This window comes from Phenylobacterium sp. (assembly GCF_028290885.1).
GTDB lineage: Bacteria > Pseudomonadota > Alphaproteobacteria > Caulobacterales > Caulobacteraceae > Phenylobacterium.
In genome coordinates this window covers 1-15,307 of sequence record NZ_JAQGIZ010000027.1, presented here as the reverse complement: position 1 = coordinate 15,307, position 15,307 = coordinate 1, and the positions used below count along the sequence as shown (strand labels likewise).

The 15,307-nt window shown below is 69.8% G+C and carries 15 protein-coding genes; 1 reads left to right on the top strand and 14 read right to left on the bottom strand.

Annotated features, from left to right (window positions below):
• Positions 1–36: 36 nt before the first annotated feature.
• The 14 genes from JWP28_RS02090 to cyoA all read right to left on the bottom strand — a co-directional run bounded on the left by JWP28_RS02090 (position 37) and on the right by cyoA (position 13,732).
• Complete coding sequence (locus JWP28_RS02090) at positions 37–489, bottom strand: cytochrome c-type biogenesis protein (RefSeq protein WP_299539460.1); 453 nt, start codon at positions 487–489, stop codon at positions 37–39.
• A complete protein-coding gene (locus tag JWP28_RS02085) occupies positions 486–2,462 on the bottom strand; it encodes a heme lyase CcmF/NrfE family subunit (protein WP_299539458.1) in 1,977 nt (658 codons plus the stop codon). Before JWP28_RS02085 ends, JWP28_RS02090 begins: the two co-directional genes overlap by 4 nt.
• On the bottom strand, positions 2,459–2,950 hold the full coding sequence (gene ccmE, locus JWP28_RS02080; RefSeq protein WP_299539456.1) for a cytochrome c maturation protein CcmE: 492 nt from the start codon (positions 2,948–2,950) through the stop codon (positions 2,459–2,461). Before ccmE ends, JWP28_RS02085 begins: the two co-directional genes overlap by 4 nt.
• Positions 2,947–4,041, bottom strand: a complete 1,095-nt coding sequence (gene ccmI / locus JWP28_RS02075; protein WP_299539454.1) for a c-type cytochrome biogenesis protein CcmI — start codon at positions 4,039–4,041, stop codon at positions 2,947–2,949. The genes ccmE and ccmI overlap by 4 nt, the downstream gene beginning before the upstream one ends.
• A gap of 41 nt (positions 4,042–4,082) precedes the next feature.
• Positions 4,083–5,486, bottom strand: coding sequence for a hypothetical protein (locus JWP28_RS02070; RefSeq protein WP_299539452.1), 1,404 nt, complete (start codon positions 5,484–5,486; stop codon positions 4,083–4,085).
• A 98-nt stretch (positions 5,487–5,584) separates the two neighbouring features.
• On the bottom strand, positions 5,585–6,976 hold the full coding sequence (locus JWP28_RS02065; protein WP_299539450.1) for an ATP-binding protein: 1,392 nt from the start codon (positions 6,974–6,976) through the stop codon (positions 5,585–5,587).
• A 27-nt stretch (positions 6,977–7,003) separates the two neighbouring features.
• Positions 7,004–7,696 carry a response regulator transcription factor gene (locus JWP28_RS02060; RefSeq protein WP_299539447.1) on the bottom strand — a complete coding sequence of 231 codons (693 nt, stop codon included), beginning with the start codon at positions 7,694–7,696 and terminating at the stop codon, positions 7,004–7,006.
• Positions 7,697–7,732: 36 nt separating this feature from the next.
• Entirely contained in the window at positions 7,733–8,038 is a 306-nt protein-coding gene (locus JWP28_RS02055) for a hypothetical protein (RefSeq protein ID WP_299539445.1), read from the bottom strand.
• 84 nt (positions 8,039–8,122) lie between these two features.
• Entirely contained in the window at positions 8,123–9,064 is a 942-nt protein-coding gene (locus JWP28_RS02050) for a DnaJ C-terminal domain-containing protein (RefSeq protein ID WP_299539443.1), read from the bottom strand.
• Between the two features lie 98 nt (positions 9,065–9,162).
• Positions 9,163–9,627 (bottom strand): YcgN family cysteine cluster protein, encoded by a 465-nt coding sequence (locus JWP28_RS02045; RefSeq protein WP_299539441.1) that lies wholly within the window; start codon positions 9,625–9,627, stop codon positions 9,163–9,165.
• 59 nt (positions 9,628–9,686) lie between these two features.
• Positions 9,687–10,085, bottom strand: coding sequence for a cytochrome o ubiquinol oxidase subunit IV (cyoD, locus tag JWP28_RS02040; RefSeq protein WP_299539438.1), 399 nt, complete (start codon positions 10,083–10,085; stop codon positions 9,687–9,689).
• A complete protein-coding gene (locus JWP28_RS02035) occupies positions 10,085–10,744 on the bottom strand; it encodes a cytochrome (ubi)quinol oxidase subunit III (protein ID WP_299539435.1) in 660 nt (219 codons plus the stop codon). The genes cyoD and JWP28_RS02035 overlap by 1 nt, the downstream gene beginning before the upstream one ends.
• Positions 10,741–12,744 carry a cytochrome o ubiquinol oxidase subunit I gene (cyoB, locus tag JWP28_RS02030; RefSeq protein ID WP_299539433.1) on the bottom strand — a complete coding sequence of 668 codons (2,004 nt, stop codon included), beginning with the start codon at positions 12,742–12,744 and terminating at the stop codon, positions 10,741–10,743. Before cyoB ends, JWP28_RS02035 begins: the two co-directional genes overlap by 4 nt.
• Position 12,745: 1 nt before the next feature.
• On the bottom strand, positions 12,746–13,732 hold the full coding sequence (gene cyoA, locus JWP28_RS02025) for a ubiquinol oxidase subunit II (RefSeq protein ID WP_299539431.1): 987 nt from the start codon (positions 13,730–13,732) through the stop codon (positions 12,746–12,748).
• 216 nt (positions 13,733–13,948) lie between these two features.
• Here cyoA and JWP28_RS02020 point away from each other — a divergent pair.
• The coding region (locus tag JWP28_RS02020; RefSeq protein ID WP_299539429.1) for an ABC-F family ATP-binding cassette domain-containing protein at positions 13,949–15,307 on the top strand (1,359 nt) is incomplete at its 3' end.

Genomic DNA, 15,307 nt, shown 5'->3' with positions numbered 1-15,307 from the left:
CGTTCGGCATTCCGACGGTTGTTGGGCGCAATCATGTCAGGCCAAATCGCTTTCCGACAGCCGTCTCACGCGTTCGGCCTCTTCAGGCGATAGTTCCGGGTCGGCGGATCGGTTCCGCAGGCGGGCCACAAGCAGGCCCGCACCCAGCACCACGACCAGGAACGGTCCGCCCCACAGCGCCAGGTTCACCCAGGAGAAGGCCGGCGTCAGCAGCACGAACTCGCCATAGCGGTCGGTGAGGTAACGCTTGATCGCCGCGTCGCTGCGGCCCTGGCGGACCTGCTGCCGGACCACCTGGCGCAGGTCGTGGGCGAGCTCGGCCTCGGAGTCGTCGATGGATTCGTTCTGGCAGACCAGGCAGCGGACGTCCTGGAAGATCGCCCGGGCGCGGGCCTCCTGGGACGGGTCGGGCAGGCGCTCGGCCGGGTCGGCGGCCGCGGCGATGCAGACGACGCCGGCCAGGGCCGCGGCGAGGGCCCGCAGCCTCACGCCGGCTGCTCCCGCCGCCGGGCGACGCCCAGCCGCATCCGGCGGTCCGACAGCGAGGTCAGGCCGCCCAGGCCCATGATCACCGGGCCCAGGAAGATCAGCGTCGCCCAGGGGTTCCAATAGGCCCGCACCAGCCAGACCGGCGCGCCTCCCGGCGCCTCCCGCCGCTCGCCCAGCACCATGTAGAGGTGCGAGGCGCCGCGGTAGCAGATGGCGACCTCCGAGGTGGTCTGGCCGCCCGCCGGGTAGAAGCGCCGCTCGGGCTCGCCGGTGCAGACCGGCTTGCCGTCCCGGGTGGCGCGGATCGTGCCGCGCTCGGCGTCGTAGTTGGGGCCTTCCACCGGGCCCACTCCCTCCAGCACCAGATGATAGCCGCCCACGTCGAGCGCGCCGCCGACCGGCAGGGTCTCGGCGGACTCGGCCTTCCAGCCGAGCTCGAAACAGGCGCCCAGTACGAAGACGCCAAGGCCCAGGTGCGCCAGGGTCATGCCCCAGGCGCCGCGCGGCAGGCCGGTGAGCCTGCGCCAGCTGTCGCGCGGCGGGACGCGGAAAAGCCGCGTGCGCTCGACGAGCTCGGCCGCGGCGCCGGCGATCAGCCAGGCGCCGATGGCGATGCCGCCCGCGCCCAGCGCCTTCTTCGGACTGACCAGGGCGAAGGTGAGCAGGCCGCAGCCCAGCGCCGCGAGCGCGGCCAGCCACAGGCGCTGGCCCACCCCCTGCAGGTCGCCGCGCTTCCAGGCCAGCAGCGGACCGGCCGGCAGGATGATCGCCAGCGCGGCCATCAGCGGCGCGAAGGTCAGGTTGAAGTACGGCGGACCCACCGAGATCGCCTCGCCGGTCATCGCCTCGCGGATCAGCGGATAGAGCGTGCCGAGCAGCACCGTCGCCGTGGCCGCGGCCAGGAGGATGTTGTTCAGCACCAGCGCGCTCTCGCGGCTGACCGGCGCGAAGAGGCCGCCCTGGGCGAGCTTGGGCGCGCGCCAGGCGAAGAGCGCGAAGCCGGAGCCGGCCGTCACGCCCAGGATCATCAGCAGCAGCACGCCGCGCTTGGGATCGACCGCGAAGGCGTGCACCGAGGTGAGCACGCCCGAGCGCACCAGGAAGGCGCCCAGCATGGAGAACGTGAAAGCCCCCAGCGCCAGGAACAGGCTCCAGCCCGCCAGCGCCCCGCGCTTCTCGGTGACGACGGCCGAATGCAGCAGGGCCGTGGCGATCAGCCAGGGCATGAAGGAGGCGTTCTCCACCGGGTCCCAGAACCACCAGCCACCCCAGCCGAGCTCGTAATAGGCCCAGAAGGCGCCGAGCGTGATGCCGACGGTGAGCAGGCTCCAGGCGGCCAGCGCCCAAGGCCGCACCCAGCGCGCCCACGCCGCATCTACGCGGCCCTCAACAAGCGCGGCGACCGCCAGCGAGAAGACCACCGACATCCCGACGTAGCCCGCGTAGAGGAACGGCGGGTGGATCGCCAGCGCCGGGTCCTGCAGCAGCGGGTTGAGCGAGCGGCCCTCCACCGGCGGCGCGGCGATCCGCATCAGCGGATTGGACGCGAACACCGTATAGGCCAGGAACACGGTTCCCAGCGCCCCCTGTACGGCCACCATCAGCGCCTTCAGCCCCTTCGGCAGACCGCGCCCCAGGGTGGCGGCGGCTGCGCCGTAGCCGGTCAGCATCAGGCACCAGAGCAGCATCGAGCCCTCGTGGCTGCCCCAGGCGCCGGCCACCTTGTAGAGCATCGGCTTTTCGGTGTGCGAGTTGGCCGCCACGTTGGCGACCGAGAAGTCCGAGGTCACGAAGGCGTAGATCAGACAGGCAAAGGCGATCGCCACGCCGGCGAACGAGGCCACCGCCGCCCCCTCGCCCGCCGCGGCCAGCACCGTCGAGCGGCGAATGCGCGCCGCAGCCGACAGGCCGAGCTGGGCGATGGCGAAGGCCAGCGCCAGGGTCAGGGCGAAAGAACCGAACTCGGCGATCATGTGCTTGGTTTCGCCTTCGCGTAGTCGGGCGTCGAGCCGTCGCCGCGCCACTCGCCCTGGGCCTTGAGCTGCTTGGTCAGTTCGCGCGGCATGTAGCGCTCGTCGTGCTTGGCCAGCACCTGCTTGGCCTCGAACACCCCGTCGCCGCGGAATGCGCCGACGGCCACCACGCCCTGGCCTTCGCGGAACAGGTCCGGCAAGTCGCCCTGGAAGGTCACCCGGTCCTGCGCCGTGCGGTCGGCGACCACGAACTCGACGCGCCCGTCCGAATGCTTCAGCACGCTGCCCATCCGCACCATGCCGCCAAGCTGGATCGAGCGGCCGGCCGGCGGATGCGCCTGGGCGGCCTGGGAGGGCGTGTAGAAGAACGAGATCGAGTCACGCAGGCCCCACAGGGTCAGGCCCACGGCCAGCGCCAGCACCGGCGCGATGGCCGCCACCAGCGTCAGGCGCCGGCGGGCCTTGGCGGACTTGGGCAGCCAGCTCATCGCCCGGATTCCGTCTTCATGGGCTCCGTGGCCGCGGCCTTGGCGAGTTCGGCCAGCACGCCGGGCTTGGCGGCGTAGCGGGCGCGGGCGTCCTTCAGCGCGGCGTCGCGCTTGGCGGTATCGCCCAGCACCGCATAGGCGCGGACCAGCTGCACCCAGCCCGCCGGATCGTCGGGGCTGACGGCCAGCCGCTGGGCGAGGCCCGCCACCATGCCGCGGACGGCGGTCATCTGGTCGCCGGAGAGCCCTGCCGGCGGCGCGGGCGTCCCTTGCGCCTGGGCGATGGCGCGCTGCAGGTCGGCGCGCCGGGGATCGGCAGCCGGCATGTCGGCCAGCAGCGCCTGCCAGTCGGCGATCCCGCCGGCCTTGTCGCCGGCCGTGATGCGGGCGCGCGCCAGGTGAAAGCGGGCGGCGACGTTCTTCGGGTCGAGCTTGAGGGTCTCCACGAAGGCCTGCTTGGCGTCGTCGGTCAGCTCGCCGCCGGCCCGGAAGACCTGCGCCTCGCCCAGCATCTCCCAAAGGTCGCTCCGCTGGGGCGCCAGCCGCACGGCGCGCTTCAGGGCGCGGACGGCTCCCGCGGGATTGTTCGACGCTCCTTCCGCCAGGGCCAGGAAGCGGTAGCCTTCCGGATCGTTCGGCCGCTCCTTGGTGAGCTTGCCCAGCACCGCGGCCATCTCCGGCGGCGCAAGGCTCGCCGGATTGGAAACCAGCCACCTGGCCAGGCGCGCGGAAAACGGCTGGTCGGCCATGCCCGGCGATCCGAGGCCCAGGTAGAGGGCCAGCGCCAGGGCGGGGGCGGCGATGGCGGCGACCAGCACGGGGGCGCGGCTCGGGCCGGTCGACCAGGCCTCGACGGGCTGGTCCGTCGCGGCGAGCAGGCGCCGTCCGGCCTCTGTCTCGGCGCTCCGGCGTTCGCCTTCGCCAATCAGGCCGCGATCGGCGAGATCGCCGATCTCCGCGAGCTGCCGGCGATAGAAGACGGAGGTGGTGTCGGCCGGCTCGACGCGAACGGCCGCCTGCGCGGCGCGGAGCAAAATCAGGATGGCCGCGGCTGCCGAAAGGACGCCGGCCGTGGCCCAGAAGGCGATCATGGGCGGCGTGTTAGCCGAAAGCGCCCCTCAGTGCGAGTGGGTCATCCGGCCTTGGGCTTCAAGGGTTGCGGAGAGTCGGCCTCGCAGGCGGCGGCGGAGCGCCGGCGGAGCAGTTCGGCGGCCTTGTCGTCGCGCACCAGGCCGTTGAAATCGGCCGCGGCGCGCAGGTAGGCATGCGCGATCTTCAGATCCTCGACGTCGCCGGTGCGGACCTGGTCGAACACCTCGTCGACATAGTGGTCGATCATGCCGCCGATCTTCTCCATCGCCTTGGCGTGGGCCGCCGAGAAGCCGCCGTAGTTGGCGCAGCGCCGAATCTCATGGGCGAAATGCAGCAGGGTCATGACCCGGCCCACGACCTTGGCGTCCGGCGGGCTCTCGAGCTTCGGCCCGGTCCGGCGCGGCCGGGAAAAGCCGGACGATTGCAGCGGCAGGGCGGCGGTCGAGAGCTTGTCGGCGTCGCGCAGGCGGGCCTCGACGAGATTGGCCAGCGACTGCTTCTGTCCCACGATCCGACGGCCCCAGCCGGTGTCGCGGGTAAGCTCGATGCAGACCTCCAGCTCGAAGACCTGCTGGGTGATCAGCTCCACCAGCCGGCCGGCGGCGCGGCCCGCTTCCGGCCCGGCGTCGAGGTCCATGCCGCCAATGGCCCTCAGCTCTTCGTCGACGGCGTTCATCACCCGCTCGGGGAAGCCGCCCAGCTCGGAATCGGCCAGGTAGCGCTCGGTGGGCTTGTCCATGACCGCCGAGATGATCCGCAGCACCATCCAGGGCGGCGTGAGCTGGCCGGCCAGCATCTCGAAGAAGCGCGGGCCGGCGTCCTCGGCGATGGCCACGGAATCCTTGTAGGCGAGCCGGGCGGCGGCGTTGGTGTCTCCGGTGGGGTGGGCGACCCACTCCGGCAGGCGCGCGATCGCGCGGCGCACCACCGGCGCGATGTCCAGGCAGGCGGCCAGGGCCTCCGCCCCGCCGGGCCTGGCCCGGTCGCAGAGCTCGGCGGCGGCGCGGAAATCGCGCTGGTCGCTGGAGCGCAGGGCGTCGGCCGTCACCCGCACCAGGCTGTCGAAGGCCGGGTTGGGGTCCGGCGGGCGGCGGTCGCTGGCGATGGCGGTTGCGACGTCGGCCGAGGCCTTGCCGGCGGCGGCGACGTCGGCCGGGACCTGCGCCTTCAGGCCGCGCCAGATGCAGGCCAACGTCCGGGCGGGAAAGACCAGGCTGTTCTTGTCGGAGCCGTCGCCCACGCAAAGCGGCGCGACAGGTTGGAATACCGCGTTGCGCAGCAGCCGGTCGCGGGTTTCGGCGTCGACGATCTGCCGCACGCTGGCCAGCACCGTATCGCCGCCGGTCTCCGCCAGCGCCCGTTGCAGTCCGCCCACGATCTTGTCCGGCGCGGATTCCACCAGTGTCCTGACGATCTCGATCTTCCGGTCGGACAAGGCGACCATGCACAGGCTCCAGGCTGCGGACGCGGTCCGGCGGCGGCCAACATGCATAAGGCGAGTTAAGGTTGTCCGAAGGCGGTCGTTCTTGTCAGGCTTCCTTGTCAGGCTTCCGCGCGCGGCAGATCGACCTCCAGGCGCAGTCCGCCCAGGCCGGAGTCGCCGAGCTTGAGGGCGCCGCCGTAGGCCCGCGCCAGCTCGTCGATGATCGAGAGGCCAAGGCCGGAGCCGGGCGCCGTCTCGTCCAGCCGCGCGCCGCGCTGCAGCACCTCCTCGCGCCGGTCGCGCGGCAGGCCCAGCCCGTCGTCTTCCACGACCAGCCGGAAGCGCGCCGGGCCGGCGGCCTCGGCGCGCACCTTCACGCGAGACCGGCACCACTTGCAGGCGTTCTCCACGGCGTTGCCGGCGATCTCCAGCAGATCCTGCCGCTCGCCCAGGAAATAGAGGTCGTCGGCTGCGTCCCAGTCGATGCTGACGCCCTTGTCGTGGAAGATGCGTTGGAGCGTTCGGGTGAGTTCGTCCAGCACCTCGGCCACCGAGGTGCGTTCGCCCTGCCCCTGGGTGCGGGCCGCGGCGCGGGCGCGGCGCAGGTGGTGGTCCACCTGCTGGCGCATGGCTTCGGCCTGCCGGGTCACCACCTCGGCGAGCGGGCCCGGCCGCTGGCCGGCCTCGGCGATCATCACCGAGATCGGGGTCTTGAGCGCGTGCGCGAGATTGCCGACGTGGGTCCGCTGGCGGTCGACGACCTGCCGGTTGTGGTCGACCAGGGCGTTCAGCTCATCGGCCAGCGGCGTCAGCTCGCTGGGGTAGGTCGCGGCCAGCCGCTCGGCCTTGCCGCGCCGCACCGCCGCCACCTCGCGGCGCAGCTCGAACAGTGGCCGAAGTCCGACGCGCACCTGCATCACGATGGCCACGACCAGGCCCGCGCCCAGGACGATGAAGGCCGCCGCCGTGGCGGCCACGAAGCCCTGGACGTCGCGGTTGACCGAGCTGCGGTCCTCGGCGGCCAGGAAGATGATCGGGGCCTTGCGGCCGGGTTTCCAGTTCTGCTGCGCCCGCGCCCGCAGGGGCTCGTTCAGGGGGCCGCGGGTATCGTAGGAGATGTGCCGGCCGGGCTTGGCCTTGAGCCGCGCGACCAGGTCGGGAGGCGCGTTCAGCACGGCGTCGAACAGCGAATGGGACCGCGCGAGGGGCCTGAGCTTGCCGTCGGCGGTCGGCTCGGCGATCTCCCAGTAGCGGCCGGAATAGACCCTGAGCGCCCGTTCGTCGGTGAACGGCGGGGCGAACACCTGCCCCTCCTCGACCGTGGAATAGGTGACCAGATTGACGGTCAGGTCGTTGAGCGTCTGGTCCACCCGCCGGACCGCCGCCTGCTGGAACAGCAGTGCGAAGACGATCGCGGTGACCACCAGGGCCGCCAGGCTCCAGCCCAGCGCCAGCAGCACCAGCCGTCGCGCCAGCGAGGGGTGGCGCAGCGACCCCGGAAGCCACGTCACCCGGTCACGAGGCCGTCATCGGGCCGGTCACGAGGCTTGCGCCTCCGCGCCCCGCTCGTCGTCCGGGCAGGTCAGGCGATAGCCCAGCCCGCGCACCGTCTCGATCCGATCGGCGCCGATCTTCTTGCGAACCCGGCCGATGAACACCTCGATGGTGTTGGAGTCGCGGTCGAAGTCCTGGTCGTAGAGGTGTTCGACCAGCTCCGTGCGGCTGATCACCCGGCCCTGGTGCATCATCAGATAATGCAGCAGCCGGTACTCCAGAGACGTCAGCCGAAGGGGCTCGCCGTTGACGCTGGCGCGGGCCGCCCTCGGATCCAGCCGCAGGCCCCCGCACGCGAGGTTGGGCGCCGCGTGGCCCGCCGAGCGCCGCAGCAGGGCGCGCAGCCGCGCCAGCAGCTCCTCGGTGTGGAAGGGCTTGGTGAGATAGTCGTCGGCGCCGGCGTCGAACCCGGCCACCTTCTCGCTCCAGGCGCCGCGCGCCGTGAGGATCAGCACCGGGGTGGCCATGTTCTCGCGCCGCCAGCGCTCCAGCACCGAGACCCCGTCGACCTTGGGCAGGCCGAGGTCGAGGATCACTGCGTCATAGGGTTCGGTCTCGCCCAGGAACTGGGCTTCCTCGCCATCCGGGGCGTGGTCGACCGCATAGCCGGCGTCGGCCAGCGCCAGCTTCAGCTGCCGCGACAGGTCGGGATCGTCTTCGACTAACAGGATGCGCATGGTCGCGTCCTTTCACTGCGGGCGGCGCGAACCGCCCTATTGGCCCACCATCTGGCCGGTCTGGGCGTCCACGGTGAACACCACGATCTGGCCGTTGGTGAGTTGCCACTGGATGAGATAGGCGGGCCGGCCGCCGGCTTCACCCATCGTCGTGTTCAATTGCCGGCCCGGGTAGCGCTTGGCGATCATCGCCAGAACCCGTGACAATGGGACCTGGCTTCCCGCCTGGGCGCCGCCCGCGCTCGCCTCGACGCGGCTGGGCCCGCGGTCCTGGGCGCCGGCCATGGCCGTGACGGGCGCGGCGCCCAACAACAGGGCGGCGATCAGCAGGTGGCGTTTCATGAGCCCGCTCTAGGCGCCCGGGACTGAACCGGGCCTGAACGTGAAGCTTATGGAGCCGTGGGCGAACGGTGTCACGCCTGTCGCTCAGGGACGCCGTTTCGCGGTGTATGGCCGCTCCCGCTTCCAGGTGTCGGCGAGCTTTTCGAGCTCGGCGTCGGGCTTGTCGGGCAGCGCCACCACAAGGCGTGCGAAGAGGTCGCCGCGGCGGCCTTGCGGGTCGGCGAGGCCTCGGCCCTTCAGCCGCAGTCGGGTGCCGGTGTTGGCGCCCTTGGGGATAGTCAGGGTCACCGGGCCGTCAGGGGTCGGCGCCTCGGCCTTGCCGCCGAGCACGGCGTCGTAGACCGTCACCGGCACGTCCATCACCAGCACCTCGCCCTCGCGGCGGAAGATCGGATGCGGGGCGATGGTGAGCTCGATGAAGGCGTCGCCCGGGCCCGAGCGGCCGGGAGAGCCCTGGCCCTTCAGCCGCAGCGTCTGGCCTTCCTGGGCGCCCTTGGGGATGGTGACGTCGATGGTGCGGCCGTCGGAGAAGGCGATGCGTTTCTTGCCGCCGCGGATCGCCTCCTCCAGGTCGATCTCCAGACCGGCGCGCACGTCCGAGCCGCGCTGCGAAAAGCCGCCGAAGCCGCCGCCCGCGCCGCCGGCGCGCCCGCCGCGGGCGCCGCCGAACATCTCGCCCAGGATGTCGCCCAGGTCGACGCCCTCGAAGCTCTCCGCACGGTGGGTCCCGCCGCCCCGGAAGCCGCCGCCGGGCGCTGGGCCCCAGGGGCCCTGGCCACCGCCGAACCCGCGCATGGTCTCGCGCCCGTCGGCGTCGATCTCGCCGGCGTCGAACTTCTTCTTCTTGGCCGCGTCGCCCAGGATGTCGAAGGCCCCGCTGACCCGCTTGAAGCGCTCCTCGGCCTCCTTGTTGTTCGGATTGGTGTCGGGGTGGCTGGCCTTGGCCAGCTTGCGGAACGCCTTGCGGATGTCGTCCGCGCTCGCCGTGCGCGGGACGCCCAGGACCTGATAGGGGTCACTCGCCAAGAAACTCAGCCCTTCGGAATGGTTGTGGTGATCAGCGGTCTAGATTGGTCGGTTCGCCGCCGCACGCAAGAGGCCATGTTGCCAAAATACCACACCGCCTAGTCCCGACCCCGCTCGGGGATCAGATCGGGCGCGGCGAAGTCGAGCGCGTCCTCGGGCTCGCTCAGCACGCTCTCGCTGATCGTCTGGCCGCGCACCGAGACGCCGGCGCGGTGCACGCTCTCCGGATCGCCGGAAACCAGCGGGTGCCAATCGGCCAGGCCGCGGCCCTCGTGGATGCGGCGGTAGGCGCAGGAGAGCGGCATCCAGGCCAGCTGCTCGATGTTGCCGGGCGTCAGCTTGACGCAGTCGGGCACGTGTTGCTTGCGGTTGGCGTAGTCGGTGCAGACGCAGGCGCCGGCGTCGAACAGCTTGCAGTGCACGCGCGTCGGGACGATGTCGCCGGTGTCTTCCTCCTCGAAGCGCACCAGGCAGCAGAGGCCGCAGCCGTCGCACAGGCTCTCCCACTCGGCGACGGTCATCTGCGCCAGGGTCTTGCGACGCCAGAAGGGTTCGCCGGGCATGGCCCGCATTTAGGCGCTCGGACCGGTCACGTCGAGCGCGCGGGCCTTGGAGGCCGCGCTCATCTCTGCATTTGCATCAGCTGGTCCATGGGCAGCATGTTGGCGTTGAGATTGGCCATGATCCACAGGGACCCGATGATCACCAGCGCAACGATGAGGACGCCAAAGGCGAGCGCCAGGATGTTGTTGGTGCTGTCAGGGCCGGTCGAGATGTGCAGGAAGAAGACCAGGTGAATGCCCATCTGTGCGATGGCCAGGACGACCAGGGCGACGGGTATGGCGGGGGCCCATATCGCGTGCGACGCGGCCGCGTAGAATGATGCAGCCGTAAGCCCTGTCGCGAGCACGAGACCGATGAGATAGCCGCGTATGTCCTGAGCTACGTGGCTGCCGCCCGCGCGTTCGTCACCGGGTGCGACGTCAAAGCCATCACCAGCCGCTTCCAGGTCGGTCGCCATCAGCCAGCTCCCATCAGATAGACCATCGTGAACAGGGCCACCCAGATAATATCCAGCGCATGCCAGAAGAGCGTGTAGCAGAGCAGCCGTCGCATCATGGTCGGCCTGAAGCCCTTGGCCCAGATCTGGGCCATCATGGTCCCCAACCAAAGCAGACCTACGGAGACGTGCAGGCCGTGGAGTCCCACCAGGGAGAAGAACGCGGTTAGGAAAGCGCTTCGCGACGGACCCGCACCCTCCGCGATCATGCGGGCGAACTCGCTCACTTCGAGAGCGACGAACGCGAAGCCGAGAAGCCCGGTGACCAGCAGGCAGATCTGCGTCCATAGCTGGCTTCGGACCGAAGCGGCGATCCACGCCATGCCGCATGCGAAACTGGAGGCCAGCAGGCATCCAGTTTCCACCCCGACGTTGGTCAGGTCGAACAGCTGACGGGCCTGCGGCCCACCCGCCGTAGCCTTCGCCAGGACCGCATAGGCCGCGAAGAAGGCCGAAAACACGACAAAGTCGCTCAGAAGAAAGAGCCAAAAGCCGTAGGCGGTGACGATCCGCTTCGACGCCGGCCCGCTTGCGCCATGGCCGGTCGCTTCGTCGCCGTGATGGCCGACCCTGTTGGGGTCGTCCAAGGTCACCGGCATGGCGGTTTCGACGGCGCTCATGTCGGCCTGCGCAGGCTGGGAAGCATGGCGAGGCGGGCCGCGCGACGGACGCGGTCGAGCCGGGCGACCTCCTCGGCTGGAATCTCGTACTCGTCCACGTCGCGCCACGCGAAGACCACGAAGGTCGCGAAGGCGCCGACAAGGCCGAGCGCCACGAGCCACCAGATGTGCCAGATCAGGGAAAAACCGGTGACGGTGGCGAAGAACGCGGTGACGACTCCAGTGGGGCTGTTGCGGGGCATCTCGATCGCCCGGTACTCCGGCTCGTCGACCAGGTGCTGCGTCTCGATCGCGTGCTCCTTGATCCCCCAGTAGGCCTCCTGGCCCCTCACATCGGGCAGCACCGCGAAGTTGAAGGCCGGCGGCGGCGAGGACGTCGCCCATTCGAGCGAGCGGCCATCCCACGGATCGCCCGTCAGATCCCTTCGCTGCTCGCGGGTGCGGATCGAGACAACGAGTTGGGCGATCTGCAGACCGATGCCGCACAGGATGACGACTGCGCCCGCCATCGCGACCAGCAGCCAGGGGCGCCACGCGGCGACGTCATAATGCTGCATCCGCCGCGTCATGCCGAGCAGGCCCACCACGTAGAGCGGCATGAACGCCAGGTAGAAGCCGATGAACCAGCACCAGAACGCGGCCTTGCCCAGCCGCTCGTCCAGGGTGAAGCCGAAGGCCTTGGGGAACCAATAGGTGTAGCCGGCGAAGGCGCCGAACACCACGGCGCCGATGATGACGTTGTGGAAGTGGGCTACCAGGAACAGGCTGTTGTGGAGCACGAAATCGGCCGGCGGAACGGCGAGCAGCACGCCCGTCATACCGCCGATCGCAAAGGTGACCATGAAGCCGATGGCCCACAGGATCGGGCTGCTGAACCGGATGCGGCCGCCGTACATCGTGAACAGCCAGTTGAAGATTTTCACGCCCGTCGGCACCGCGATGATCATCGAGGCGATCCCAAAGAAGCCATTCACGTCGGCGCCCGCCCCCATGGTGAAGAAGTGGTGCAGCCAGACGAGGAACGAGATGATGCAGATCGCCATGGTGGCGGCCACCATCGAGCGGTAACCGAACAGCGGCTTGCGCGAGAAGGTGGAGACCACCTCGGAGAAGACGCCGAATGCGGGCAGCACGAGGATGTAAACCTCCGGATGTCCCCAGACCCAGAAGAGGTTCACGTACATCATGGGGTTGCCGCCAGCCTCGTTCGTGAAGAAGTGGAATCCAAGGTAGCGGTCGAGCAGCAGCATCCCGAGGGTCGCCGTCAGGACAGGGAAGGCGGCGACGATGAGCAGGCTTGCGGCGAGCGCGGTCCAGCAGAACACCGGCATGCGCAGATAGGTCATGCCCGGCGCCCGGATCTTCAGGATCGTGGTCACGAAATTCAGGCCGGTCATCAGCGTGCCGATCCCTGAGATTTCCAGCGCCCAGAGGTAGTAGTCGACGCCGACACCGGGTGAATATCTGAGCTCGGAGAGCGGCGGATAGGCGACCCAGCCGGTGCGCGCGAACTCACCTATGACCAGCGACATGTTTATCAGGAGCGCTCCGGAGGCGGTCAGCCAGAAGCCCACCGAGTTCAGGGTCGGGAAGGCCACGTCGCGCACGCCGAGCTGGAGCGGCAAGACGAAATTCATCAGCCCGATGACCAGCGCCATCGCCACGAAGAAGATCATGATCGTGCCGTGCGCCGAGAAGATCTGGTTGTAGTGCTCGGGTGGCAGGTAGCCGTTCGACTGGAACGCCAACGCCTGCTGAGAGCGCATCATGATCGCGTCGATGAAGCCGCGGAGCAGCATCACCAGCCCGAGGATGCAGTACATCACCCCGATGCGCTTGTGGTCGACGGAGGTGATCCACTCCCTCCAGAGGTAGGGGACGTATCCCTTCGCCCACACCCAGAGGACTACGCCCAGCAGGACAAGGATCACTACGCCCGACGCGACCAGGGGGATCGGCTGATCGAACGGAATCGCAGCCCAGCTAAGCTTCCCAAGCATCTCAGTCCTCCGTCCGCGGCGACACGGTCACGTGCGGTTTCCCACGCGTGGGGCCCGGGCCGGGCGGCAGCTGCTGGGTGACGACCGCGCTGAACAATCGAGGCTGCACGGCCCGGTAGGTGAACGGCTGCACCCCCAGGCTTTGTCGCGCCAGCTGGGCGTAGGCTTGGGCGTCCAGGACCGGGCCGGAGCGCCTCGCGGCGGCCACCCAGGCGCCGAACTGTTCGGGAGGCACGGCGCGCACCTCGAACTCCATGTCCGGGAAACCATCGCCGCTGAACTGCGCGGACAGGCCATGGAAGACGCCCGGCCGGTCCGCCTGCAGGTGCAGCTGCGTGGCCATTCCGTACATGGTGTAGATCATGCTGCCGAGCTGCGGCACGAAGAACGCGTTCATCACGCTGGCCGATGTCAGGGAGAAGTGGACGGGAACGCCCACCGGCACGACCAGCCGGTTGACGCTCGCCACGCCAAGGTCCGGGTAGATGAACAGCCACTTCCAGTCGAGGGCGACGACCTGCACCTCCAGCGGCTTGGTTTTCGAGGCAAGCGGCTTGGGGGGGTCGAGGTCGTGGGCGCCGATCCAGGTGATGCCGCCCAGGAACATGATCACCAGAATGGGGATCGCCCAGACCACGACCTCGAGCCGCCCGGAATAGGCCCAGTCGGGCAGATAGCGCGCCTTGGTGTTGGAGGCGCGGTACCACCAGGCGAAAGCCAGCGTCGCGACAATGACCGGCACGACGATCGCCAGCATGATGCCAAGCGCATTGAAGAGGATGGTCCGTTCGGCCTCTCCGACGGGACCCGCGGGCTCAAGAACGCCGCCGGCGCAGCCGCCTAGCAGGAACAGGGAGAGGATCGAGGATCTAGCGGCGAGCTTGGATCCGGCGCCGACGCAGCCTGCGAGCGGAGGCTGCGGCGCAGGTGGCGGGTGAAGGCCGTCATGTTTGCCGGCAGCGGGATCTTCGGCCTTAGCTTCGCGCACCTGTCGTCTCCGCCGGAAGCGGTCGTGAGCGGCAAGCGAGGCATGACCAAGAGTGCGGCGCAGCCCGGCCCCTTTGCCCTGGCTTCCAGCGAACAACGTAAGGCAATGGGCAGTTCCCCCCGACAGCAATGAGTCACAATCGGTCCTAGAGCTGAGGGCCGAACACCGCCGCCCGCCCTTGCACTCGCCGCCCGGCGCTGTATCTGAAGCCGTCCCATGCGCGCGCCCATTCTTGCCCTGAAGGACGTCCGCCTGGCGGACGGGCCGTTGATGCTGTTCGACGGCGTCGACCTCGCCCTCGATGCGCGGGTGCGCGCCTGCCTGGTCGGGCGCAACGGCGCAGGCAAGTCGACCTTGCTGCGCATCCTGGCCGGCCAGGTCGAGCCGGACGGCGGCGAGCGCAACGTCGCGGCGGGGACCCGCATCGCCTTCGTGCCGCAGGAGCCGGAGATCTCCGGCGCCAGCCTGCTCGACTACGCCACGGCCGGCGGCGCGCAGACCTACCAGGCGCAGGCGGCGCTCACCGACTTCGGGCTGGATCCCGAGAAGACGGCGCAAGGCCTCTCCGGGGGCGAGATCCGCCGCGCCGCGCTGGCGCGCGCCTTCGCCGAGGACGCCGACGTCATCCTGCTCGACGAGCCCACCAACCACCTCGACATCCTGGCCATCGAGACCCTGGAGGAGGAACTGGCCGCTTCCCGCGCCGCGGCGCTGATCGTCAGCCACGACCGCGCCTTCCTGGAGCGGGTCACCACGCGCAGCTTCTGGCTGGAGTATCGCCGGGTCAAACGGCTCGACGCCGGCTTCGCGGCCTTCGAGGACTGGGCCGAGAAGATCACCGCCCAAGAGCTGGAGGAGGCTCGCCGGCTCGACCGCTTCATCCAGCGCGAACAGCATTGGATGGCCAGGGGTGTCACGGCCCGCCGGGCCCGCAACGAGGGCCGCAAGCGGCGCCTGGAATCCCTGCGCCAGGACAAGGCCGACCGCCTGAAGGACACGCGCAAGGAGCTCAACATGGGGCTCGCCAGCTCCGGGGTTTCCGGAAAGCGCGTGGTCGAGGCCAAGGGCGTCTCCAAGGCGTTCGGCGAGCGGGTGCTGCTGAAGGACTTCTCCACCCGCATCCTGCGCGGCGACCGGGTGGCGGTGGTCGGCCCGAACGGCGCCGGGAAGACCACGCTCGTCAAACTCCTGCTGGGTGAGATTCCGGCCGACAGCGGCGAAGTGAAGCTCGGGACCAATCTGGAGATCAGCTACATCGACCAGGCGCGGGCGACGCTGTCGCCGGAGATGACCCTGCGCGACGTCCTGCTGCCGGCCGGCGGCGACCACGTCCTGGTGCGCGGCGAGCCGCGGCACGTGGCCTCCTACGCCAAGGACTTCCTGTTCACCGAGGCCCAGCTGCGCCAGCCGGTGCGCAGCCTTTCGGGCGGCGAGCGCAACCGCCTGCTGCTGGCCAAGGCGCTGGCCAACCCGGCCAATGTGCTGGTGCTCGACGAGCCGACCAACGACCTGGACATGGACACCCTCGACCTGCTGGAGGACCTGCTGGCCGACTACGAGGGCACGCTGATCCTC

Coding starts and splice junctions, on each gene's coding strand:
- JWP28_RS02070 (WP_299539452.1), bottom strand. CDS start 5,486: ATGGTCGCCTTGTCCGACCGGAAGATCGAGATCGTCAGGACACTGGTG.
- JWP28_RS02055 (WP_299539445.1), bottom strand. CDS start 8,038: ATGAAACGCCACCTGCTGATCGCCGCCCTGTTGTTGGGCGCCGCGCCC.
- JWP28_RS02035 (WP_299539435.1), bottom strand. CDS start 10,744: ATGAGCGCCGTCGAAACCGCCATGCCGGTGACCTTGGACGACCCCAAC.
- ccmE (WP_299539456.1), bottom strand. CDS start 2,950: ATGAGCTGGCTGCCCAAGTCCGCCAAGGCCCGCCGGCGCCTGACGCTG.
- JWP28_RS02060 (WP_299539447.1), bottom strand. CDS start 7,696: ATGCGCATCCTGTTAGTCGAAGACGATCCCGACCTGTCGCGGCAGCTG.
- JWP28_RS02085 (WP_299539458.1), bottom strand. CDS start 2,462: ATGATCGCCGAGTTCGGTTCTTTCGCCCTGACCCTGGCGCTGGCCTTC.
- ccmI (WP_299539454.1), bottom strand. CDS start 4,041: ATGATCGCCTTCTGGGCCACGGCCGGCGTCCTTTCGGCAGCCGCGGCC.
- cyoB (WP_299539433.1), bottom strand. CDS start 12,744: ATGCTTGGGAAGCTTAGCTGGGCTGCGATTCCGTTCGATCAGCCGATC.
- cyoD (WP_299539438.1), bottom strand. CDS start 10,085: ATGGCGACCGACCTGGAAGCGGCTGGTGATGGCTTTGACGTCGCACCC.
- JWP28_RS02045 (WP_299539441.1), bottom strand. CDS start 9,627: ATGCCCGGCGAACCCTTCTGGCGTCGCAAGACCCTGGCGCAGATGACC.